22 protein-coding genes and 1 pseudogene are annotated in these 22,033 nt (G+C 42.2%); 11 read left to right on the top strand and 12 right to left on the bottom strand.

Annotation, left to right across the window (positions count from 1 at the left end):
* Nucleotides 1-1,083: 1,083 nt before the first annotated feature.
* Complete coding sequence (locus ACFS25_RS31070) at nt 1,084-1,353, bottom strand: hypothetical protein (protein WP_381509001.1); 270 nt, start codon at nt 1,351-1,353, stop codon at nt 1,084-1,086.
* 453 nt (nt 1,354-1,806) lie between these two features.
* On the opposite strand from ACFS25_RS31070, the gene ACFS25_RS31065 reads away from it, so the two are divergent.
* From ACFS25_RS31065 to ACFS25_RS31040, 6 genes are all read left to right on the top strand, one after another.
* Entirely contained in the window at nt 1,807-1,995 is a 189-nt protein-coding gene (locus ACFS25_RS31065; RefSeq protein WP_381508999.1) for a hypothetical protein, read from the top strand.
* A 48-nt stretch (nt 1,996-2,043) separates the two neighbouring features.
* Nucleotides 2,044-2,178: an IS3 family transposase gene (locus ACFS25_RS31060; protein WP_381508997.1), complete on the top strand. Its 135-nt coding sequence runs from the start codon at nt 2,044-2,046 to the stop codon at nt 2,176-2,178.
* A gap of 57 nt (nt 2,179-2,235) precedes the next feature.
* Nucleotides 2,236-2,550 (top strand): hypothetical protein, encoded by a 315-nt coding sequence (locus tag ACFS25_RS31055; RefSeq protein WP_381508996.1) that lies wholly within the window; start codon nt 2,236-2,238, stop codon nt 2,548-2,550.
* A 132-nt stretch (nt 2,551-2,682) separates the two neighbouring features.
* The gene (locus ACFS25_RS31050; protein WP_381508994.1) at nt 2,683-2,814 is read left to right on the top strand and encodes an IS3 family transposase; all 132 of its coding nucleotides are present in this window, start codon (nt 2,683-2,685) and stop codon (nt 2,812-2,814) included.
* Between the two features lie 130 nt (nt 2,815-2,944).
* Complete coding sequence (locus ACFS25_RS31045; protein WP_381508992.1) at nt 2,945-4,327, top strand: DUF6734 family protein; 1,383 nt, start codon at nt 2,945-2,947, stop codon at nt 4,325-4,327.
* Nucleotides 4,328-5,524: 1,197 nt separating this feature from the next.
* Complete coding sequence (locus ACFS25_RS31040; protein ID WP_381508990.1) at nt 5,525-6,001, top strand: hypothetical protein; 477 nt, start codon at nt 5,525-5,527, stop codon at nt 5,999-6,001.
* Nucleotides 6,002-6,048: 47 nt separating this feature from the next.
* On the opposite strand, the gene ACFS25_RS31035 is transcribed toward ACFS25_RS31040, so the two are convergent.
* Nucleotides 6,049-6,627, bottom strand: coding sequence for a hypothetical protein (locus ACFS25_RS31035; protein ID WP_381508988.1), 579 nt, complete (start codon nt 6,625-6,627; stop codon nt 6,049-6,051).
* A gap of 767 nt (nt 6,628-7,394) precedes the next feature.
* On the opposite strand from ACFS25_RS31035, the gene ACFS25_RS31030 reads away from it, so the two are divergent.
* The gene (locus ACFS25_RS31030) at nt 7,395-8,066 is read left to right on the top strand and encodes a recombinase family protein (protein WP_381508986.1); all 672 of its coding nucleotides are present in this window, start codon (nt 7,395-7,397) and stop codon (nt 8,064-8,066) included.
* Nucleotides 8,067-8,579: 513 nt separating this feature from the next.
* Here ACFS25_RS31030 and ACFS25_RS31025 read toward each other — a convergent pair.
* From ACFS25_RS31025 to ACFS25_RS31015, 3 genes are read right to left on the bottom strand one after another with little or no spacing between them, the layout of a single operon-like run.
* On the bottom strand, nt 8,580-9,191 hold the full coding sequence (locus ACFS25_RS31025; protein WP_381508985.1) for a hypothetical protein: 612 nt from the start codon (nt 9,189-9,191) through the stop codon (nt 8,580-8,582).
* Between the two features lie 34 nt (nt 9,192-9,225).
* The gene (locus ACFS25_RS31020; protein WP_381508983.1) at nt 9,226-9,522 is read right to left on the bottom strand and encodes a hypothetical protein; all 297 of its coding nucleotides are present in this window, start codon (nt 9,520-9,522) and stop codon (nt 9,226-9,228) included.
* A 12-nt stretch (nt 9,523-9,534) separates the two neighbouring features.
* Nucleotides 9,535-9,861, bottom strand: coding sequence for a hypothetical protein (locus tag ACFS25_RS31015; RefSeq protein WP_381508981.1), 327 nt, complete (start codon nt 9,859-9,861; stop codon nt 9,535-9,537).
* A 506-nt stretch (nt 9,862-10,367) separates the two neighbouring features.
* On the opposite strand from ACFS25_RS31015, the gene ACFS25_RS31010 reads away from it, so the two are divergent.
* From ACFS25_RS31010 to ACFS25_RS31000, 3 genes are all read left to right on the top strand, one after another.
* On the top strand, nt 10,368-11,195 hold the full coding sequence (locus ACFS25_RS31010; protein WP_381508979.1) for an alpha/beta fold hydrolase: 828 nt from the start codon (nt 10,368-10,370) through the stop codon (nt 11,193-11,195).
* 192 nt (nt 11,196-11,387) lie between these two features.
* A complete protein-coding gene (locus ACFS25_RS31005; protein WP_381508977.1) occupies nt 11,388-12,509 on the top strand; it encodes a hypothetical protein in 1,122 nt (373 codons plus the stop codon).
* Between the two features lie 118 nt (nt 12,510-12,627).
* Complete coding sequence (locus ACFS25_RS31000) at nt 12,628-13,449, top strand: penicillin-binding transpeptidase domain-containing protein (protein WP_381509003.1); 822 nt, start codon at nt 12,628-12,630, stop codon at nt 13,447-13,449.
* A 359-nt stretch (nt 13,450-13,808) separates the two neighbouring features.
* Here the strand turns inward: ACFS25_RS31000 and ACFS25_RS30995 are convergent, their stop codons facing one another.
* The 5 genes from ACFS25_RS30995 to ACFS25_RS30975 all read right to left on the bottom strand — a co-directional run bounded on the left by ACFS25_RS30995 (nt 13,809) and on the right by ACFS25_RS30975 (nt 18,228).
* On the bottom strand, nt 13,809-15,554 hold the full coding sequence (locus ACFS25_RS30995; protein WP_381508976.1) for a KAP family P-loop NTPase fold protein: 1,746 nt from the start codon (nt 15,552-15,554) through the stop codon (nt 13,809-13,811).
* 317 nt (nt 15,555-15,871) lie between these two features.
* Nucleotides 15,872-16,150 (bottom strand): recombinase family protein, encoded by a 279-nt coding sequence (locus ACFS25_RS30990; protein WP_381508974.1) that lies wholly within the window; start codon nt 16,148-16,150, stop codon nt 15,872-15,874.
* A 77-nt stretch (nt 16,151-16,227) separates the two neighbouring features.
* The gene (locus tag ACFS25_RS30985; protein ID WP_381508972.1) at nt 16,228-16,329 is read right to left on the bottom strand and encodes a recombinase family protein; all 102 of its coding nucleotides are present in this window, start codon (nt 16,327-16,329) and stop codon (nt 16,228-16,230) included.
* 189 nt (nt 16,330-16,518) lie between these two features.
* Nucleotides 16,519-17,409 carry a S1/P1 nuclease gene (locus ACFS25_RS30980; RefSeq protein WP_381508970.1) on the bottom strand — a complete coding sequence of 297 codons (891 nt, stop codon included), beginning with the start codon at nt 17,407-17,409 and terminating at the stop codon, nt 16,519-16,521.
* Nucleotides 17,410-17,421: 12 nt separating this feature from the next.
* Nucleotides 17,422-18,228 (bottom strand): M12 family metallopeptidase, encoded by an 807-nt coding sequence (locus ACFS25_RS30975; protein WP_381508968.1) that lies wholly within the window; start codon nt 18,226-18,228, stop codon nt 17,422-17,424.
* 448 nt (nt 18,229-18,676) lie between these two features.
* Between ACFS25_RS30975 and ACFS25_RS30970 the strand changes: the two are divergent.
* A pseudogene (locus tag ACFS25_RS30970) lies at nt 18,677-18,826 on the top strand (IS3 family transposase); the annotation flags it as partial.
* A 142-nt stretch (nt 18,827-18,968) separates the two neighbouring features.
* On the opposite strand, the gene ACFS25_RS30965 reads toward ACFS25_RS30970, so the two are convergent.
* Both ACFS25_RS30965 and ACFS25_RS30960 read right to left on the bottom strand, forming a co-directional pair.
* Nucleotides 18,969-20,954 carry a C1 family peptidase gene (locus ACFS25_RS30965; RefSeq protein ID WP_381508967.1) on the bottom strand — a complete coding sequence of 662 codons (1,986 nt, stop codon included), beginning with the start codon at nt 20,952-20,954 and terminating at the stop codon, nt 18,969-18,971.
* Nucleotides 20,955-21,438: 484 nt separating this feature from the next.
* Complete coding sequence (locus ACFS25_RS30960; protein ID WP_381508965.1) at nt 21,439-21,900, bottom strand: transposase; 462 nt, start codon at nt 21,898-21,900, stop codon at nt 21,439-21,441.
* Nucleotides 21,901-22,033 lie beyond the last annotated feature (133 nt).

The raw sequence follows: 22,033 nt of genomic DNA, 5'->3' as shown, positions 1-22,033 counted from the left end.
TCCAGTTATTCTTCCATAAGAAAGAGATTGCATTCTTTACAAGCTAATTCACAGATCAATAAGGCATAAGTATCTCATAGTCAAATCATTTTGGCTATTTCATTGATGGCTAAGTTTGCCAATCAACTCATTTCAGCCACTACCAAATAACAAATAGAAATCGTTCAGATAACGAATTTTGAACTTTTTCATCAAAAAACTTACTAGATTTCTACCAGTCTTTAGTTGTTTGAATAGAAAGACTGGCACGCTTCTAAAATACAGTTCGATATTCTAATGTATATTCTGTCCAAAAATAGGTCATTAATCCATCACAATAGAATCCGATTCAATCTTGGAGATAAGTGCAATTTTAAAATAGTACCCCTCGGCGCAATAAGTCATAACCCTCCTGTCCATACCCTTTTCTTTTAATCATCTTGGTTCGATTCACCTTCTATCTACGCACTCGTTGAATTCACTGGTGCCTGCACAATTGAGCCATTTCCGGACGGGTCAACGGTCAATACTTTTCCAGACGGGTCAGGCATCTAAAAAGGGGTTAGCGGTTTATTTTTGGGCTTTGCTTTTGCGAATTTGTGGGTATGTCCTGAACATAATAATACCTCCTTTCTGGTTTTGGCGTTGTGGTGATGCTCAAAACTAAGAAAGGAGGTTCTTTTTTGTCAAGTACCTAAAATTCGGGATGACTCATGTTTGATGTAGATTAGTGTACAGCGAAAATCACCTGCTTTTTAGAACACGATAAACGGTGGATTCTGACACAAACCGCTCTGGCGACTCGGCAACGCACATTATCAACGATATAACATGCAAGTTTGCAATTGGAGAGATCCGGCCGTTCAAAGGCTAGTTCAACAATGAGGATTTTTTGCTGGAGCATCAGTTAGTTCCAGGCATTAGTACGTTTATAAGGCTAATCTGCCAAACCATCAAAGCTATCGTTCAAATTGCGTTTATACTATTCACTATTCATAAAAGGTTGATTAATTGATACCTAGTTCGCGAAGTGTAGCCTTGATGCTGATTGCGTATTTTAGCTAAAGTTTAAACAACGTCAGGATAAAAATTTAGCATATCAAACTAATAAGCTGACCTAATGCAGGAGCACATAATAGCATTACGTGGAGTTGCATCTGCCACATGACGTTCGCTAAGAAGGAATGTTTTTAAATGGTTAGCAAAATTCTTATCTATATTTAGATGTGTAGCATTTTTTTTATCCAAATATGAATCGAATCCATCAATAAGGTCATTCTTCGAGAAGTAACGGATCAATTCCATAAACTGATTCTTATCAATCGCTACGGTATCGTGCGTAGCTTCAACGAGTTTAGGATCTGTAGATAACATAATCTGCCTATTGGTTTAATTAAGTGATTTATTCGCAATTCACATCCAAGCTAAAATCAATGACGTTAAATGTTGTATATAATTTTGCAGAGGCTTACTTGCAATAAGTAAAGTTAAAAAGAACGTTTTTACGAAAAAACGGGGATAATACCTTTTTTTTTACTACTTGTTAGCTTCTCTTTACAATTGAATTGTTGAAGAAAGCTACATCGAAATTTACTGTTTCAATACCCAGTTAACACACTTGGTGAACTTAATCGAGTTAAAAACTGTGCTGACAAGCTTATTATTGGCCGCGTTGCTATCATTATACGATGCCCTTTGCGGAGGTCATTTGATATGGCCAGGTTTATCGGCAACGAATATGTTTTATTTCGCAAGACCATGCAGTCCGAATAGTACACAAAAACCCGGCGTAAATATGATGTCTACTTCAAAAATAAAGTGCAAAAAATGCTTGTCAACCGCCAAACACCGGCCTACATTGCCAACGCCTTAGGCATTTTTGAGAATAGTATCTACCGTTGGAAATGTGTCAACCAAGTGGGTAATAAAAACGGCCCATTAACCAGCGACCTGACCGTTGAAAACCAGCAGTTAAAGGATCGAGTGCGGCAATTGGAGACTGAGCGCGAGATCTAAAAAAAAGCCCGCCGAGCGACCTGACACTTCGCTATAAACTAATTAAGAGTGAGACAGGCGAATTTGCAATCGACATACTTTATAGCGTTGGTAAAGCGGTTTTTTCGAGAGCATAAACGGCGGTATGGCAGCCGACGGATAGTACTCGAATTACAAGAACAGAGCTATCAATTAGGGCGGTAGCAAGTTAGAGGATTAACCTAATGGTCTGGTTTACAGGCAATTCAGCCCAGACCGTTTGTGTCACGCACGAATGATAGTACCCATGGCAAAGGGTACTGGCCTAATTTATTGCTGAACCAACTTGCACCTACCGCTCTCAATGCGGTTTGGGTAAGCGATATTCCCTACCTGCCTTTAGTTAATGGCGAGTGGGCTTGTCTAGATTTGTACACACGCTGTATTGTGGGCTGGCGGGTAGATAATATGGAGGATGCGCTGGTGATCGTGCCCTCGAGAACCACCTTACAGGCGCGTCAACCTTCAAGTGGATTAATCGTTCTCACTAAGACCGGGGCGGTCAGTATGTGTAGAACGATCTACAAGAACTGGTAAGTTTATAGCGCATTAGGCCCAGCATGAGTCGGGCCGCGCTATGGAGGCCGACGATCCTTACGACAATGCGTTTGCGGAGTCGTTTTAGAGACACCTGAAGGCGGAAGTACTGGAAGGCGGTGCTTTCTGAGCGTGGACGATGCCCGCATGGAAATCTTTGAGTACATCGAGTGCTGTTACAATCGTGCACGAAAGCACTCCTCGCTGGGTAATAAAAGCCATGAACAGTTTGAAGAAGTTTATTATAAAAACTTGCAAAGTTAGTATGTCGCTAAACCAGACCGCACTAATCGTTTTGTTTGCTAGGGTAAAGGTAAGGACAAATTGATAGTTTAGACGTAATCAGAATGAGAATCTAGATGTAGCCCACGGCCTAATTTATTATTGAATTTGAATGAGAATTATACAAACGTTTTGGACAGGTAATTCAACTGAATCTAAATCTCTGTCAATTACCGGCGGATGGTTATCGCCCGAATATCATTGGATGAGCTGGGTATTAAGTTGCAAACAGCTTAAGAAATATTATGAAGATATCTTTCTATATACTGATTCAGTTGGTAAGCAGATACTTGTTCACCAGCTTAACCTACCATATACTACTGTTTCTACTAAGCTAAATTCACTTCGTCACTATCCTTCTGATTTATGGGCTTTGTCAAAAATATACACTTGTAGTCTACAAAAATCGCCTTTTTTACATGTAGATGGTGACATTTATATTTGGAAAAAATTTGATAAAGTGATTGAAAAAGCCGAATTAATCGCTCAGAACTTAGAAGAAAATTTCAATTTTTATTATAAAACATTAGAAGAAATCTCACGGCATTTCAATTACATTCCAGTCTGTATGCAACGGGAATTTCAGACACATCCCATAATTCGATCTTGTAATACAGGTTTAGTTGGGGGTAGTGCTCTACCCTTTTTTAGGCAGTATGCAAAATTAGCCTTCAAACTAGTGTCTCGAAATGTAGGACAATTACAGAAATTTGACCGACGCGCATTTAATATAGGATTTGAACAATTTTTGTTTTATTCTCTTTCAAAGCAGTGCCAAATCCCACTTACTTATTTTATAAATGGGGTTGACAATTCCGACCCCTCTTATAAAAGTCTTGCGCGATTTGAGTGTGTTCCTTATCAAACAACATACATCCACGCACTTGGAGCATTTAAACAGGATCGTAAAACATGCCAACATCTTTCAAAACGACTTCGTCAAGACTATCCAGACTCTTATTATAATATTTTAAAAATTTGTCAAAAAGCTGGTATAATTACAGATCAAAAAGCTTATTTAATTGATGAATTATCACCACTGAACTGTGACGTGGATTACTATAAATCTCTAAAGAAAGATTTCATATCAGGTGATCTTTGTAAGAAGGGTGAATTCGACTGGTTATATTTCTATGGAAAAGACTCAGCAATTTATGAGCTAGTTGAGCAGCTTTTTAACTTATCAACAGAACAAGTGCTTTCTAAGCAACTTCAGTTTGACAATGATTGTAAAATCAAAGAGTTAAATTCTCAACCGCATTTGTTATTTTCTGATATATATACTCTAACTAAGAAGACTGTCGAACTAGATACATTAAATTTTAAAATACTTGATTGTTTCAAAGAAGTAAAATCTATACAAATAGTTCTAAAAGAAATAGTTCTTTACTTCGATCCAACAGATAAGAAAAATCTTGAATATCTGTTGCAGCAATTAGTTTTAGACAGGGTAAAAGAGCTCATGTATCTAGGAGCGTTAAAAATTAAAGGGTAAGCTTTTAAATAAGGTTGAAAAATATTTATACTCTCCCATGGCAGTGATTAGACTCCCACAATACCAACTACCTGATAAAAACGCTTTTGATGCCATCCCGTTTCACAAGCACGTATCCCGCTTCATCCGAATCGGCGTACGAAAGGGTATCCTGTATAAGTGGTACGGCACCGGCCGCCCGGAATACGTTCAGCCAAATAAATAGTTCACAATATAGTTATCTATAAGTCAGGAAGTTATACCAATGGATATGCTTACTGACTTATCCTGGGTATTCGATTGTACCCGCACCATCATTCGATTTTCGGACGGGTCATTGCTCGGTGAGATAGCTTGACCTATTGTCGATATAAGCTAAAACCGTTTACGAAATGGTTTTAATATTTGCCGCAGCGTTTCATCATTTTTTTGTGTTTTGGCGAGCCTGCCCGCAGCGCTGCTCAGAATAAGCCAATGGCTAAGTAATGGGTTTCTAGCTACAAGGTTTCAACCACCGGAAAAATGGTCAGAGAATAGCAATAAAAAGTATGGATAGGTTGTAGGCGGAACTAGGCTAATCGAATGTGGGAACCCGGTTTTTTTGAACGCTACCTTACGCTCAGATGCCCGACAAAACGTAATGCCGGATGTACTTAGGTTGCAACGATCAATATGAATTTATTTTTTTATTACTAGCATACTTTGCTTTACCAAAAAGCACAATTAACTTATAAACAAATCCCTAGCGTTCTTGAAAACAATGAAAACGCCATTTATTAAAATTCTCACAGCCAGTTTTGCACTGGCCATAATCCAACTAACCACCGCATACAAAGAAAGTGAACCGATCCCTAATGCATCAGGTTCCAGGTGGACCTCTACTGGGTTTGGCACTCTCAAAATGCGCAGGTTCGATCCCCTGATGCTGAAAATGGAAATCAATCAATTCCTAACAATTTCATTTTTATCCTTTTTAGGATGGTTAATTTGGCATTTTAGCTGGCCACAATATCCTTTCAATTGGTACTGGTCTGCTTCCAATATATTAAAAACACTAACCGTTCTCGTATACATAAGGCTCTTATGGTTTGTTGGGACAAAATTGTAATTTTTACATAATTACTTATAAACGATAAAACTACTTTGCTTCGACTAACCCACGCTGACAAAGTTTAAGCAACAGTTCACACACAAGCTTAAATTATTTTAATTATTGAAATGAAATTGTTCCTTGATCGTCGAACCTATGCGGCAGCCTATGTCGCCCTATTTTATTTTTTACTAATGTTTATTGGCGCTTGGTTCATTGGGCCATCTTCTGTAGATGCAATAATGAGCATTAATCTTGGAGCATTAGGTGCGTCAGTTGGTTGGTTACTAGGTGTTGCAGCCTCTCCTTATAATAAAGGCGAAGGAGACAGATTTAGAAATATCATTAGCGCAGTTGCTACATTCACTTCTGGGTATGGATTAGCAAACTTAAACCATTTACTGAATACTGGACTCAGCGTTACCCTATGGGACCAAATACAGCATATTGATCTGTATGTTTGGTTGCGTATTACTGCCTTTATTATGTCATTTTTCTGCTCTTTTTTACTTACCTATGCTACTTGTGTTTATGAATTACCTAAAGATTTACCAACTCCTTCACCTATAGATAGTGAGCACCTTTCTTTTCAGAAGAAGACATAAGCCGCAATACTTGAGTAGTTTATATGAATCTTTTTTAAAAAATTATATTACTTAATTGTTTTTAAAACTGAACTTGGAATTATATCTGCTTTAGTTGGATCTATTGTGATTGGAAAATCGTAATTATCTTTTATGCGACTATTAATGTTAACGATCATACTGTCAATTTTTTTTTGAGAAGCTTTGTCTATCGAACTAGAAAAAGTTAATATATCAGATTGTAAACCCTGAAAAATTTTAATCTTATCAATATTTTTTTGTAGATTTTCTTTATTATTAAAAACAAGTGGCATTACGTAATAAAAAGAGGCAGTTGTACTCACTAGCAAAAAAAGGACCTTGATTATAGCATCAGAGGTTGCCCATCCTTTTTGGGCAATTAAGAACACTATAACAGCTAACAAAGCCGAAAATACTACAAAACAAGCCGAAAATTTATAATAATTATTATTATAAATGACTGCTAGTTCGTAGTAATAGTTCTTAAGTAATTTTGCTGACTTATACTGTCGATTGATAATTTCAGTATATATATTGGGTTTGATTATAGATATTATTAATATTGAATCTTGAGTACCTTCTATTAATTTTAAATTATTAGTAACTTGGTTGGTCTTTTTCTCCATAAAAACGTACGATGCAGTATCTAGTATATACGCAAAAAATAAAAAAAATGAAGAAACTATCATTACTAATACAAACTTATTTTTCATATAATCTTTAACATTGTCCATAATATTTGGCTGAAAATATACATAAATTTATATCCATAAATACTTTGCCCTTAGACTCTGTATTTACTTTTTTAAATATAAAGTCTAATTAAACTATGAGATTAATAGCCAACTATAAAAACAACGCTGCCTTTATTTTATTGCCTGGCAGCTGTCTTAACGTCTGGGCCAGTTGTTGGAAACTCATACCTAGTAATCATTTTGATAAAATTTTTTCTAAAGTTCGAGCGATCTGAACGCTTATAAAATGGGGAAAATACCCTTTTTACAAGGAGTGATATGCTAAAAGCTTCCTCTTTCGTCTGTGGCACTTGGCTGATTAGCTTTGCTAATTGCATAAATATTTATTCGTGATATATTTTACACAAATCTAGACCATTCATAGAAAGTTTGCCATAATTCTAAAGTTGAGACAGTTTTGACCTTCTTCATATTAAGCCGCATATGCGCGTTATATTTATTATAGGGTAACCTGAAATATTTTGGGAATCGTACTATTTAAGGGCATAATTTCTTTCCATTACAGGGCTTAAACGGTTGTTTGTAATCTGTTCTGCTCCCCATGATATCGTCTGATTATAGGTTGCTAAATCTGATATTACATATCTAGTATGACCATACTAGATATGTAATATCAGCGGGAAACCCTATCTTGCCCCATGCAAATCTTTGTCGCCTACTACCGCGTCTCCACTAAAAAGCAAGGTCAGTCTGGATTAGGTCTCGATGCCCAGCGCAGCAGTGTGCTTAGTTTCGTCAAAAACAAAACGCTCTTGGTGGCTGAATTCTGTGACATTGAGTCGGGCAAGAACGATCAACGACCGGAACTATTGAAGGCGGTGCAATACGCCAAGGAGCACCACGCTCGCCTGGTCATTGCCAAACTCGACCGGCTTAGTCGCAATATGACGTTTGTATCATCCTTGATGGATTCCAAGGTGAGCTTCGTCTGTGCCGATATGCCGGATGCCAATGAATTCACCATTCATATCTTCGCAGCCCTGGCTCAGCAGGAACGCAAGATGATCGGGGAGCGGACCAAGAAAGCGCTGGATGAGAAACTGCTTCGGGTGGGTCAATGGCGAAAAGGAGCTAACTCGTTTTTGAGGCCCGAGGTATCAGCAAAAGCGGCTGAGTCGAATCGAGCTCGGGCGGCTAGTAACGAAAACAACCGGAAGGCGTCAGAATTGATCCGCGCCCTGTTGGGGGCTAAGCTAAGCTATGTGGAGATGGCCAGGCGGTTAAATCGGGCTGGATTCATGACCGCACGAGGGGGTCGTTTTCAGGCCACTCAAGTAATGCGATTAGCCAAACAGCAAACTCAAAACTGACTTAGTCCGGCCACTTCTCCAGGCCTGCCGCAATGCGTAAAGCCCGCTACACATCTTCCCAATAATAGCCACTGTCGTAGCCTGTAGAGACCCGCCGGGCGGCCGGCGCCGTCACAAATGGTCAGAAAATCATTGCCGGGCCGCCGTTGCGACCGCATCAAACTGCAGTTGTGGAAGAGAGGGCTGAGGGGGTAGTTGATCGGATACACCTTCCATAATCGCAAAGGTTAATGGTTTACTGGTTCATGAAAAAGCCTCATCGGTTGGACCAGTGAGGCTGAAGAAGCATAAAAGACGTGAAACGTTGGTCTGTGCGATTTATTGTGCAGAGCACTGGCCTGCAGGGCAACCCGTGGGCAAAGAGCCCGTTCAAAGAACAGGGAAAAGGGCGCCAACAGAGTCGATTTCACTCGGTTGGCGCCAGACCACCGTGGAGTCGAGGGGGGAGCGATCAGGTAGCATTCGGCTATTCATCTAACCTGTTCTAAGGGCTTTTCAATAGGCGCCTTTTCGTCAAAACCGTTCCCCCCAGTTGACGATCGAAGAGGCTCTGTCGTTCCAGCCCAATACCCCAAGATCGGGCGTGTTGCAGCCCGCTGGCAGCAACAGCTCGGAACCCCCGTACCTAGTATTTTCATACAACGACACATGCCATCGGCTCCAGGAAACTGATGAGATGACATCATTCCAGTAATTGATGTAGCCCACAATGACCTTTGTACGCCCCACCCGGGTAAGGTCGCTGTAGGCTTTGCCGGCTGGCACACATAGCCCAGCGCCCCCTTGATTGATATTCTCATAAAAACAGGCCTGTTCCGGTAGATTGTACGGCGGCTGCTGGCAAATATGTTCGAACGCTGGCTGCACTCGTCGCGGAGCCAGATTCTCAGCCTGACGCTTGACTTGGGCCAGCATATTAGTACGCGAAGTGAAGGCGACCAAAGCCAAGCCGGAATCCTGGTGGAGGGTCGTATAGTAAAGCGGGGTGCCATTATAGCATGTAATCGCTTCGGGCTTGTCCAGCGGCTGGCCATCAACAGCTAACAGGAGGCTGACGGGCCGGTGAATCAGGGAATGGGGAGCCGGTAGCTGGTCTTGGTTCGGAGCGGGTTCGTGGTTTTCCATCGATACAGGTATAATCAGTGGTCGTCGTCTTGACTTACTTTCGGTCCGTAACTACCGGCTGAACCGTTTCTACATCAATTTTGTAGTAGACCCCTAGCTTAATCTGCTCGGGCGGCAGCAGCACCGTTTTCAGGGAGCTCGATACCCGCTCTTGCTGAAACGCGTGCAGATGCGCAATCGCCCGGCTGCGTATCGCTTCTTCACTGGGATGCTGGCCCCCTTGGTAAGTGGTCACCCGGTGGATATGAACAATAGCGCCGGTGTCAGCCTGATACACCACGCAGAGTTGATCGTCAATGATGGGCGGTGCGCCCGGAGTAGCTTGTAGCATAAGCAAGAAAAGTTACCAAAAGAATAGATTAAACAGCACGTACGCTTCCTGCTTAGCCCCCACAACGATGCCAAACGTAACACTGCTGGCCTGATTGACGTATACGGAGGGGGCCCACGACTTCCACCCGCCTAAGTTGACGGTCTGTTCAGGGCCGTTGGGGTCTGGCCTGAATCGATAAGCGGCAACGCCTGTGTGGTGGAGTCCATCGCCATCAACTCCATAAAACGAGGCCTGACCAACCGTGTAGACGGGGCCAAAGTTGACCTCGTAGGTATAGGATAGACCATGATCCGAATTGTAGCCACTATACAGGTAGCCGCTGGACATTGAATTCATACTTGGTTGGGTTTATTGGACGAGTTCTAAAAGTAGCTAGTCCCCAGCCAGTTGGTTTAATCTAGTTAGTGAACGGTAATGGGAATGAGCGATTGGTTTGCCAATAATCGTAGCCAAGTCGCCCTAGCGAACCAGGGCGCCCCCGTGTGAACTGGCTAGCTATTTTTGGACAAAGAATGAAGTATCATTTAGGGTATCATTGGAAAAGGGACCGCTCCAACAGCCCGGCGGCGGCCAAATTCGTCGCGACTGCTCCGGCAGCCCGGTCGAGAATCAGCGTCTCGCGAAATAGAGCCTTTTGCGAGACGGAGACACACATGTATTTTGCTTCTACTTTTGTACTTTAGCCACCATACCTTCATGAACACAACCATCTAGTCTTGAGAACAGATAGGAGCCTAAAGCGTATACTACTTCTTTTAACCCTCACCACTCTGGGCACGCTACTCAGTTTCAGTTGTAGAAGCCCTAAAACTACCCTGCAAAATGGGGATGGGGACTCAGTGTTGACCTTCCGCTCCTTTGGCAAAGGAAAACCTGTATTCATCCTATCCGGTGGTCCTGGTCATGCCAGCTTTTACATGGACTCGGTGGCTAAACGAATCAGTCAAATGGGCTACCGAGCCATCGTCGTTAACCAGTATGGAACCGATGCATCCGTACAACGCTTCGATACGGCTCGGGTAACCCTACCTCAATTTGTGGAGGATATTGAACGACTCAGAAAAGCCTTAGGCTACTCCTCCTTCACGCTATTAGGCCATTCTTGGGGCGGGGCACTCGCAATGGCCTACATACGAACGTATCCGAACACGACTAGCGGCTTAATTCTGTCCTGTTCGGGCACATTCAGTAGGGAGGCGAATGATCGGCTCAACAAAAACATAGCCGCTCGCTTGTCGGATGCCGATAAAGCCGCCATGAAACGATGGGATGATTCTTTGGAAGTGGGGGTAGACGACAATAAAGTCATGTTAGCCCAACGGCGCATTCGTCAAGTGGCCTTTACCTATGATCGAGCCAATCATCAACGGGTGATTAACGAGGTGGTGAATACCTCGCCCTTTTTCATCCAGGTCGGTAACCGCATGTTTGCCGATGCCTGGCTTTTGCATGATTATCAAGTAATGAGTCATCTGAAAGACTACGCTTCGCCGGTCTTGGTGCTAGAGGGTAAGCAGGATGTAATGAGTATTGAAACGGCGCAATATATTACATCCAGTTTCTCAAAGGCCCATTTAGTGCTGATTGATCGCTGTGGTCACTATCCTTGGATTGATAATCCGACGTCTTACTTTAGCCAAATTGAGTCGTTCTTGGGTAAGAAGCCATAAGTTGACAAAAATAGGAAACGAGCATTATTTAAGAGTTAAATAGATTTCAATATTAGCTAGATAGTTAGTGAATTGACTACCACAAAACTGATTATAGATCAGACTTTTTCTCCTTAATGATTACTTAGTCTTAGTTGAAAAAGAATGTAAAACTCAGCTAACAATCCTCTCTCGTCAATCTACAGTCAAATAATGACACAAGATCTAGCTGATAGCCGCACATCCTGGTTTTTTAAAGTGTGCGAAGCAGCCTTAGCGGTCACGGCTCTGCTAAATCTGCTCTTATTCCCCCTGGAGTTTATGCCCCTCTCCTTTTATGAGACATACGGTCAGTATTTTGACTATGTGATGGGTAGTTTAATGGCCATAGCTTTGATCGCTAGTACGATTTATAGCTTGATTTGGCATCAACGCGAACAGACTAAGCCAATAGATAGCCCGCTACGGCATGCGTGGTTACAAGGCATTATTCGCTACTGGTTGGCTTTATCAATCGCCACTTACGGCTTTGCCAAAATTTTAAAAACGCAGTTTCAAACCGCCGACTACCTCCTTGATATGCCAATAAGTGCCGTGAATGGGATGGGGCTAACCTGGTACTATTTTGGCTACTCGTATGCATTGGCCGTTATTATTGCCCTGTTTCAAATAGGCGGATCTATCCTACTGCTTTATCGGAGAACAACCTTATTGGGCGTGATGATCCTTCTGCCAGTGATGATCAACATCGTGCTAATTAATGTGTTCTTTAAAATTAGTTCTGGAGCCTTATTTAACTCAATTATTTTTTCACTAGCCCTCGTCTTTTTTCTTGGGTTGCATCGAAAGAGGCTTAAAGTTATTTTTTGGGACTTAGTCGGTCATCTTCCTCCTATTGCCTTTAGGCATGGTTGGATCAAGCACTGTCTGCGCTTACTACCAATTGCGGTGGCTTTTATTTCGCTTAAAGCGCTAATTATCAGTCATCCGTATGACCAGATGCTAAAGGGTACTTGGAAAGTGGAAAAACTGATCCGCAATGGCCAAGTCCAGCCATCTACTGCCTGGTTGACGGATACAAGGGCTTGGAGCCGAATCTATTTTGCTGGCTATGAAGGCTGTGCCTTTAGTCCAAACCCGTATCGATTTGAACCGAGTGAAGGTCTAATGGGTAGTTATGAGTTCGATAGTCAGCAAAACAAGCTCCAAGTGGCTTTCTATTCTGGCGATACCTTGCGCGCTCGTATTAGTCATCGAACGGCTGAAGCGATGCGGCTCCAAGGGGTTGTTCATCATGACACAGTAGACATGCAATTGATTCGGCTACACCGATGATAGAACAGAACAAGCTGAATAATGAAAGCGATTCAATGGTATTCTTCTAATTAGCTCGATTGCCTACTAATCAACTGACAGATTCCCAATGAGAAGAATAGCTAGATTGATCTATAGACTGATATTGGTAAGTACACTCGTTGGCCTAGCTATTAGTAGCAGCTTTCGTTGCACAACGACCAAGCCAATAGCCTATGCGCAACTTGACTTAGTTACCCCATTCAAAAACTGTCCCGGAAGTGGCAGTACGACCATCTACGATAACAATCGTCATCAGTGGATTTATAGTGATTCACTGGACGCCCAAAAAGCGACCTTGCCCGCATCAACCTTCAAAGTCATTAACTTACTGATTGCTTTAGAAACAAACGTCATTCGAGATGAGAATGAGGTAGTAAAATGGGTTAGCAAAGTGGATACGGTACTCTACGGGAATCGCCCTGAAATCTATCATGATATGACCATCAAAGAAGCCTTCGAGCTATCAGCGGGTTGGGTGTTCATTGAATTAGCCAAGCGGGTCGGCCGGGATCGCTACCGGCACTACTTGAGCCAGTGTCACTATGGCAATGGGAATTTAAGGGAGACTGGTACCGACTTTTGGAATTTTGGCTCATTTGGCATAAGCCCAATCAATCAGGTTAATTTTTTGAGGCATGTTTACTCAGGTGAGGTTCCCTTTTCAAGGCGTAATCTGGCCATTCTCAGACGAGTGATGGTGACGGAGAAAGGAGGGGATTATACCATACGGTCAAAAACGGGCTGGACGCGCTATGGAGGTAATGATACGGGCTGGTGGGTAGGGTATGTCGAAAAGAAAGGAAATACTTACTTTTTCGCGACTCGCTTGATCAAGAGCTTACAGGTATCAAATTCAAATTTCGGCCCCTGTCGGAAAGAAATAACGCGAACCATCCTTCATGAATTAGATGCAATCTGAAACTATTTCATAAAAAATGGGACAATATCTGTTACTTAAAACGCCCATTTCTCCGAGACAGTACATATCCCTATTAGCTGTTATAGTCTATAGCTGTCAACAATCTCAACCGGGTCGCCGGTGCGATTGTTATCTCAATAATCAATGTCTCATATTTGAAGTAGGGTTGAGTTTGTGATGCATTTACTTATCAACAGAAAGAAGGTTTGGAGGATATGGCTTTTCTTAAACGGACGTTTGCAAAACGCCATAAATCCCTAAACAATAAAGTATTAATGCCCAAAATGAATACAAATTTAGAACATTATCAGCCTTGAAATCGCGCTGTTCCCTTATAGCTCAACATTATGTAAAACTAGCTATTCAGCAATAGGCTGTGCCACAGTAACAGGAGGAGGGAGCAGAAAGGTCGTTTCTAAGAGTGCCCTAACGTCTAGCTGGGTCAACCGGTAATCCATTTTATCGGTCTCAGATAAAAATCCATCGGGATACGCGTTGATGACCTCCATAAATGCATCATTCTTGATCCATTTCTCCACGACTAGGCTATTAGTTAGGACACCTGATTGTGAATCGTCTACTTTGTCGAACATGGAGTAGTCGTCTTGCAGGTCATTGATGATGTAAGGCCAGCGTTGTGTGATAGCCAGAAACTTACCGAGTCGGGGCAGGGTCAGGGGGTAAAAATTAGGCTGCTTTAGAAAAAGCCCGGTTGTGTACGCTATATGTGTTTTCAATCGAAGTATGTTAATGAATTGCTTGATACGCCGGGGATTGTAGTCGAAAACAAACGCCACCAACAGAATAGTTTCCTGAAACAATTCTGAGTCGGGGCCTTCCTGTATGATAATTCTGGAGGGAGAGGAAGCCGCCGATTGAGCCTCAATCAAATCATTGTCCTCTCCTAGCATGGTGATGAAATTGACGATGTTTCGTTTTGCCGGAACAGGTATTTTAAACGAGAGCTGAATGAATTTTTCGAGAAACGAGTAACCAAAGCCAACCATGGCCCGTTTGCTCTCTGTTAGTCCAATTCCGTATGTTTCATCCAGCAGGTAAGGAATTAATTCTTTGTATTTGACGGTGATTCCGGCGGCCACCTTCTCCCGATCCATCCCGATGATGAAAATGAGTTTTGGCGAATTGGAGATCATCATGTTTATACCTTGCATTAGATCAGCGGCTTTTGGCACTTCGGCTCGGTCGAGATCATCGATAAATATGAAAATACGATCGGCCTGTTTTGTCAATTCATTCAGCATTCGGTCAACGTCTTCGTGAAAATCTTCAATAAACGAACCGTGCTGCTGGTAGTTGGGCGTGCGGATAAAGCGTTTTAGATCAATTGAAAATGGACTTCCTAAGATTGCCACTATTTTGCGCAGAATAAGCGCTCCGACTAAGAAGAAACCAGCTCCTCCTGTCAGAGCCAGTAGCGACGGCAAACTATCCTTTAATTCCTTCTCGAAAAGCGCTTTTAACCAGACTTCCTGGTTGGCAAGGGCGGCCCGCAGCAGCGAAGTACCAACGATTAGGTAGATGAGTATTAAAACCAAGAAGGACAGCAGAGCAAACCAGCCGCGCCGGTAATCGAATCGCGACCAGTCTAAGCGGGCAAACCGCCATAATCGCTGTGGCAATGGAATATCAGCTGATAATTTTTTAATGAAATGGACGGCAAAGGCGGCCCACATCGACTCCATTTTGTCATGCCGCCAGGCATTAAACTGTATTGTTTTCTGGCCTTCATTATTAAGCATCTGCTCCAGTTGCAACATAAAGGAAGATTTTCCGCTTCCCCACTCACCTTCTATCGAGAATGAGAATGGGGGTTTGGTGTCCTTGTTCAGTAAGAACGAGCCAACCGCTTGTACGTACGGCTTAAATCCCAAAGTGTCTTCTTCCTGGCTGACGGGCTGATCTTTGATACCGGAGCCAGCCACTTGTGTAAATGCGGGTTCTGCTTGTTCTGTCGGGTCTTCATCCTCTAAAGGGGCATTGGAACTGTTCCGACGGTTTGTGGTAAAAGTTGGCGCTTTTTTGTTGACGGCCCCAACTTTCTTGACAGGCCGATTTGACAAATCATCTTCTAGCGATTTTTCCATGAATATGATTATCAATTATTTGTCCGTAAGACAGAATGAATTGGCAGCTACTTATGACTATACCAAACTGTAAAACAGTTTGGTATAGTCATAAGCCCATAAACCTATGGAGAAAGGCGTTAAATAATAGTGGGAAATTTCCCGTATTTGCAAACAAATAGTAACAAACTAGGGTCTCTTTTCAGAATCGTACATAAATCCTCATCCTGTGGTTGATACCAGCTCAATCTGCTTACGATAACGTTTTACACTCGACATACTAATACCCGTTAGACTGACCGTTTCGGCCATCGACAAGCCCCGTTCAACGGCTTTCTTTACTTTGGCAAATTTTTCGGTGTCAAGTCCTTTTGGACGACCGATGTGCTTGCCCTTGGACGCAGCAGCAACTGGCCCGCCCGCCTCTTCTCCAAAATGCTTTCCCGGTCGTACTCGGCTAAAGATGCGAAAATCTGAAGCACCAGTTTTCCGGCGGGAGTACTACTATCAACTCCTAAGTCTAACGCTTTGAAGTGAATGCCTTTTCGGGCGAACTCAATGATGAGCTGAATTAAATGGTTTCGACTGCGCCCTAATCGGAAGAAGCGGGCAACCATGACGGTATCGCCGGAGCGTTGCTTAGCTTATAATTCGTCCAGGGCTGGTCGACTCGTACTCATGCCTGTTATTTATCCTAAAAGATTTCGTCGCAACCCGCCCGCTGGAGGGCGTCGAGCTGAGTGTCCAGATTCTGGTCTAGCGTAGAGACACGGGCATACCCAAAAACTTTGTTCATATAAAGTCAAAAAGTTGGTATCACAAAAACAAAGTGCCTATCATTATTGATCCTACTTTTTGAACCCTGTTTTCGAGTGTCCATCTCTTGTGGTACGCGTGAACGTTGGGGTTCAGAAAGGTTCAGACTTTTTGGCCGTTCCGAAATAATCAAATTCTAAACCATCCGCAATGCGCCCCAACCTTTATTCTAAGCATAAATTGTGTTAAGTAGGAAAGCCAAACGGCTTGCTGCTTTTTGGCTTAACGATTTTATAATGGGAACACACCTATGATTGTACTCATTTTGGTCCCAATCAACATCTATAGTATTGGGTTGTTTTGCATTTGCTCCCTTAACAGTCAAGCCGTTATAAGCTTCTTTGGCAAACTTAACATTATCACTTACCCACTGTGCAGGTAAATTAATCAGATCTCCTATTGGAACGGGGGCTGGAGAATCAAAATTTGTATTGTCAAAATTGTTATCCATTTCCGGTAAGTCGCTATCCCAATAACTATGCAAAGCTTTATGTATTGGCAGGTTGATATTATTGCCACCTTTATCCGATTTTTGCAATAAGTGCTTGGCGAATATTGTGTCTTTGTCAAAGACTAATACTGGAATGCCTTGACTCAAATCGACGTAACTGCAAGCAATATGTAAAGGTTGGTGCATATCCCCAACTAAATGAACTAACCACCGTAATGCATTAGGTTTGCTAAATTTTGTAGAATTGTTAGTTAAGATGTTAATGCTCTCAACCGTTTGATGGACAATATCATCTGGTCTTGTAAATGCAGCATATTCTACAACGTCGTATTTATGAGCATCTACTGGTAAATCAACAAAATGCCATTCTCGTGTATCGGGAAATTCATTTAAAAAGTCTTTTGTTTCGCTATCAGTAGGTTTATTTTTTGAGGTCGGCTTTATGTCATCCGCCCAGGATGCAATGTCTTTTAAGTTTCCGGATTTCAATACTTTTAAAATTTCCCGAACCTTACCTCGGGGTGTAGGTTCTAAAAATTTATCCGCGAGCTCCGCAATTGTTCTGTGGCGAACTGCCGAAAATCTTGCGCGTATTAGCTGTGGGTTCATTATTTAGTAAAGTTAAAACTTGGGATACATCTGAGCAATAAATTTCTCATCTTTAGTAGACAGATGGGTATTTAGAGGAGTTCCAACATGATTTAAAAATAACTCTGCCGGGAATTGATAAAGCATGATTGATGCTTTATCAAAAAGAGTTTCCGTTGTACCATTTTTTGAATATTTCTCGAGAATATTTTGGTCAATTTCTTCTTTAGTCCAGTTATTTGGTGGTCCAGAAAACTGTGCATAAACCGCTTCTTTATTCCATTGTAAATGTTCAGTTGGGGATTGGTGTTCGTGAATGCATCCTAATGCATGACCAAACTCATGAACTACAACTCGTTCATATTCTTGGTCATCAGTATCGTCTTTTAACCAACCAAAATTCATTGTTGGTTGATCTTTTGGGAAATAATCTTTATCGAGTGCATCCTGACCTATTGCAGACCAAGATCCATCATCTGCTTGAAAAGAAATTCGTACTTGTTCATCAGTCGTGGTAACAAAGTCTAAGTGGATATTAGCGTAATTTTCCCAAATTTTTGCCTTTTGAATCACTTTGTTCTGCTGGACAGAAGATCCGTCTAAGAATCGGCATTTTAAGGATGCTCCTTTTGGCCATGCTTTTGCGTTAATTAAGGCCATGTGGGAAGGCGGAACTGATTTAGAAGAATCTAAATCGCTGAATGCTTCTCTTACTGACTTGGCTCCCGTATGTTTTAATAATGCATCCTCACGCATCTGGTTAAGTTTGAATTCGGCTGAATTATACTTCATTGGTATAACTCGGTCATAGCAAATTTTTAGATTAGGAATTCTTTCCATTTTTATACGATAGTTTAATGATGACGAAGGAAAAAGTAAATTTATTTGTACATAGGGTACAAATAAATTAAATTCCCAACTGATGTTCTACGGGAAAAACACCCATTTTAAAGGAGAGAATTTCCAGGAGTGATCATCTAACTTAGCCCTACCTTTAGTTGTAACAAAGCTATCTCACCTGTCAGGCGATTAACTCATCTATTTCTTTCTGAGCCTACTCCTAACGCTGGTGAGCCTATAAATCTGTATGGGGTTAAACTCATAACAACAGCCTACCAACGAGTTGGAAGGAAAATGGGTAGGCCCCGCTATAGAGAAACAGATAGGCAGTGGTCCCGTACTTCAAATACTTAAGTTGGTTGCCGTGATCTGTAGACGAGAAAAACTTAACCGCTTCGGCGGATCGATCTAGCGGTAATAATCATTTGATCGGTCCACCGAAGCGGTTAAAGAGTTTTTAGAAGCTGGTAAAAAGCGATTGGCCGGCAATATCACTTGGGGAGCCACAGCACCCGAAGTACAATCTTTTAAATCAGAAAATGAGGCCCTCAAACAACTGGTGGCTGAACTAACCCTAGAAATTAGGCAGTTTAAAAAATGATGAACCGTCATCGCGGCTTAAAGCCGACGAATGATCCCTTCCATCAAATGACTCAATCAGAAAGAATGGAAATCATCACCTTCACTATGAAATACTTCCCCACACCTGTTATTGCGAATCATGTTTATATTGAGTGGTCTCAGCTCAGAAGCATTTGTCGTGTATCGCGTAAAGCGGATAGGGAATGTGGGAAGGCTAATGCCGCATTGGCCTGCATCTGATCTAGTATACGGGCCAGCGTTGCTTTTACTGTTGGTCGATCATCATCAAAATCGCCATGGTGGTGAGCGGTCGAACAGTTTTTTGAATTTTCGGGAGAAGTATTCGGAGCTAAAATCCAATCGGCTGATTTTGAATTAAATAAATTCGTTAAATCCTCATCCCCTTTTATAAACTTTTCCAGACCCAAAATAGGCTCGCCATCATTTCTGAACAGAGGTATTCGAGGGGATGCTTCAAATGCGTTAGAAACCAGAAACAGTAATGACTTGTGGTAGATCTGAGCACAATTGTCGTCCTGTTCGGCTTTGTCTTTTAAGGTAAACAAAGCAAATCTCGTTATCTTGCTTTTTTGAATAGCCTCGAGATAAGCATCTTTAAAGAAAGAAATGGTACAGGCCGGTGCCCAAAGTGTACAGGATGCAATAGTCAGACCAAACCCCGTTTCACCTTTCAGAAAATCATCCGTAATCTCAAGCTTAGGCGATGTAAGAAGCCGAACAAGGGGACCCTGGAATATACTTCCGGCGCTGTGACTGACCAAGTGAATTTCAACAGTTGGGTCATTAGCAAGTTTCGCTACCTGTTCAAGGGCAAAACGTGCTCCACCAGTAGGGCTAGTCGTCGCCAGTAATGCATTTTTCTTCATTTCATCCCAAGAAACTTTACCAGTCAACGTTCTGGCGATTGGCTCTAAGGCATCATCAAGACGATCCAACATAAAATCCAGGCTGGAATTTAACAACCCCTCTGGTCGACGACGTCGTAGCGCATCTTGGAGAATATCAGTAGCCGTTGACCAAAAATCGCTATGCCAGATAAAGGAAATTGGATATACTTCAGCATCCAGCAACGAATGACGGTAATCCGCTAAACGTTGAACGGCCGATGTTTCATCGACTAAGCCTCCATGTGCATACAACAACAATCGTTTTTTAGTCCAACCTTTCGTTACACGAGGAAAATCTTCATTGAAGATAGAGAGTACTTCATCGGTAGTCGTTCCAAAATCTCCTCCTGTTTTTAAGGCTCCATCGTTTCCAAGGCTAATAATGTGGGGTCTTAGATCTGCAAATGAATACGCATTTGATTTGCCAGCAGCTGCGGAAAAACTCGTGGCAATTGACTGGGCTTTTTTCAAGGTTACTGGTGCGCCTAGCCGAGCTACCCAAACATCAGTCCCATTGGCTAGCCAGTCATCATAGGAAATTAGACCAAATCCTTCGTTACCCCATTGGTTACCCCATGAATTCTGAATCCAGAAACCGCGCTGTTCATAAGCCACGATGGCAAAGGCATGCCCACCAATGTTAGTCGAAGAGAAGTTAATAATTCCGTCTTCACTTACCGTCTGCCATCCATTATGTACAGAGGCTGTTGCATAAAGAATACCAACCTCTGCCATGGCACTGTGCATTGACACTAAGTCTTTATGATTTACCCGGTAATAGGCTCCTAAAGGGCGTTTTACAGCATCAGACGTTCGCTTATCAGTTAGCCGGTTATCAGGCTTGAGCGAGTTATAAGGAAAGCAGTCTTCCCCACAAACCCCATGCTTGTGCCATCCTTTCATAGCCCCTCGAGCACTCGAACCATCGTAATTCTCCCCTGGCCATTCATCATACCGTTTGGCCATCTCATAGAGCATACGGGGACTAACTTGGTTGAGATCGGGTACGATCTTACGGCGCCGTAAGAGATAGTTGGCAACGGTAGCAAGGCCAAAACCCGTGCAGGCACCCTCTTGGCCTTGATCCAAAATAGGCACACCCAATTTTTTATATTCGTTTAAATCAAGCTGAATTGGCACCTCATACAGATTAGCGACATATAGTTTATCCCGAAAATCAAGAGCATCGGGTCGTGCATTATAAATTCGCTTATCAGGCGCTTCCGCAGTTTTCATATTGATTAGCCTGTGGGGCGGGGTTTAAATTATTCTACAGTGGTCGCTCTATACTTTAAGAGCGAATACATCAAAGCTACTTTATGAGGATCGGTTCTATCAAGGGGAAAATGCCCGTATTTTTCAGCAGGTCTTACTCTTTCTCCAATTCAAATGTTCAATTAGCTTGACTTTCCCAATAAACTGGTTCTTAAGCACTTTGGACTTGCAACAAAACACTGAACAAATCTTTAAGCAGCATTTGAAAATTGCCCATTACAATAATCAAAAGGGGAAAGATAATCCTGCGCCGAATGTAAAGCATTCACGAAAGGGTTCATTCTAAAATCAAGCAGAGTAAAACAGCACCTTACCCGTTCAATATCAAAATGTCGATTTTAGTAGCCTTTTAATAGACGCGGTAAAGTGAAATTTATTCAATTTTGATCTTATGAACTGTGTTAAAAGTCAAGGGATCGAACGTAAAACTGGCTGATAATTGGGATTAAAGTCCTCGTCGAACTTCACAACGGCAAACGCTTGACGAAGCAACCGCACGGGCGGCCCCGTTATTAACCACAGCAATCAGCGCTAGTTTCGTCGTCTTACCAGCCGCCTTTAGGCGTTTATAAAATTCTCGACAAGGCTTATTGTAGCGGATCGCTGACCAACTGGCCATATATAACATGGCTCGTAACTGAGGATCGCCTGTTTTACAAATCCCTTTGGTGATATTAGATTTGCCCGACTGATAAACCACTGGTACTACGCCAATATATTTAGCCAATGCCTTCGCCGAATGGAACTGTCGGAAGCCGCCCGTTACGTCAATTAAGGCCGTAGCAATGGTGATAGAGATGCCCACAATTGATTTTAACCGACGTATTTGGCTGGGGAAATGCTGTTCTGTCAATTGCTGAATCTCGCCAGTTAGCCTAGTAATAGCTCCTTGAAAATGAACCAACATCTGTTGCAAACTCACTTGAACCTGGTCATCTTTGATGGGTAAAGGGGAGAAAGAATGTAGTAAGTTAGCCAGTGTATTACCCTGATTTTACTTGACAGATTTACACTCGTTTTCATGCCGCAGCCATTGACTG

Source organism: Spirosoma flavum, assembly GCF_042686045.1.
Taxonomy (GTDB): domain Bacteria; phylum Bacteroidota; class Bacteroidia; order Cytophagales; family Spirosomataceae; genus Spirosoma; species Spirosoma flavum.
The sequence above is the reverse complement of the archived record's forward strand: the minus strand, read 5'-3'. Positions and strand labels throughout refer to the sequence as shown.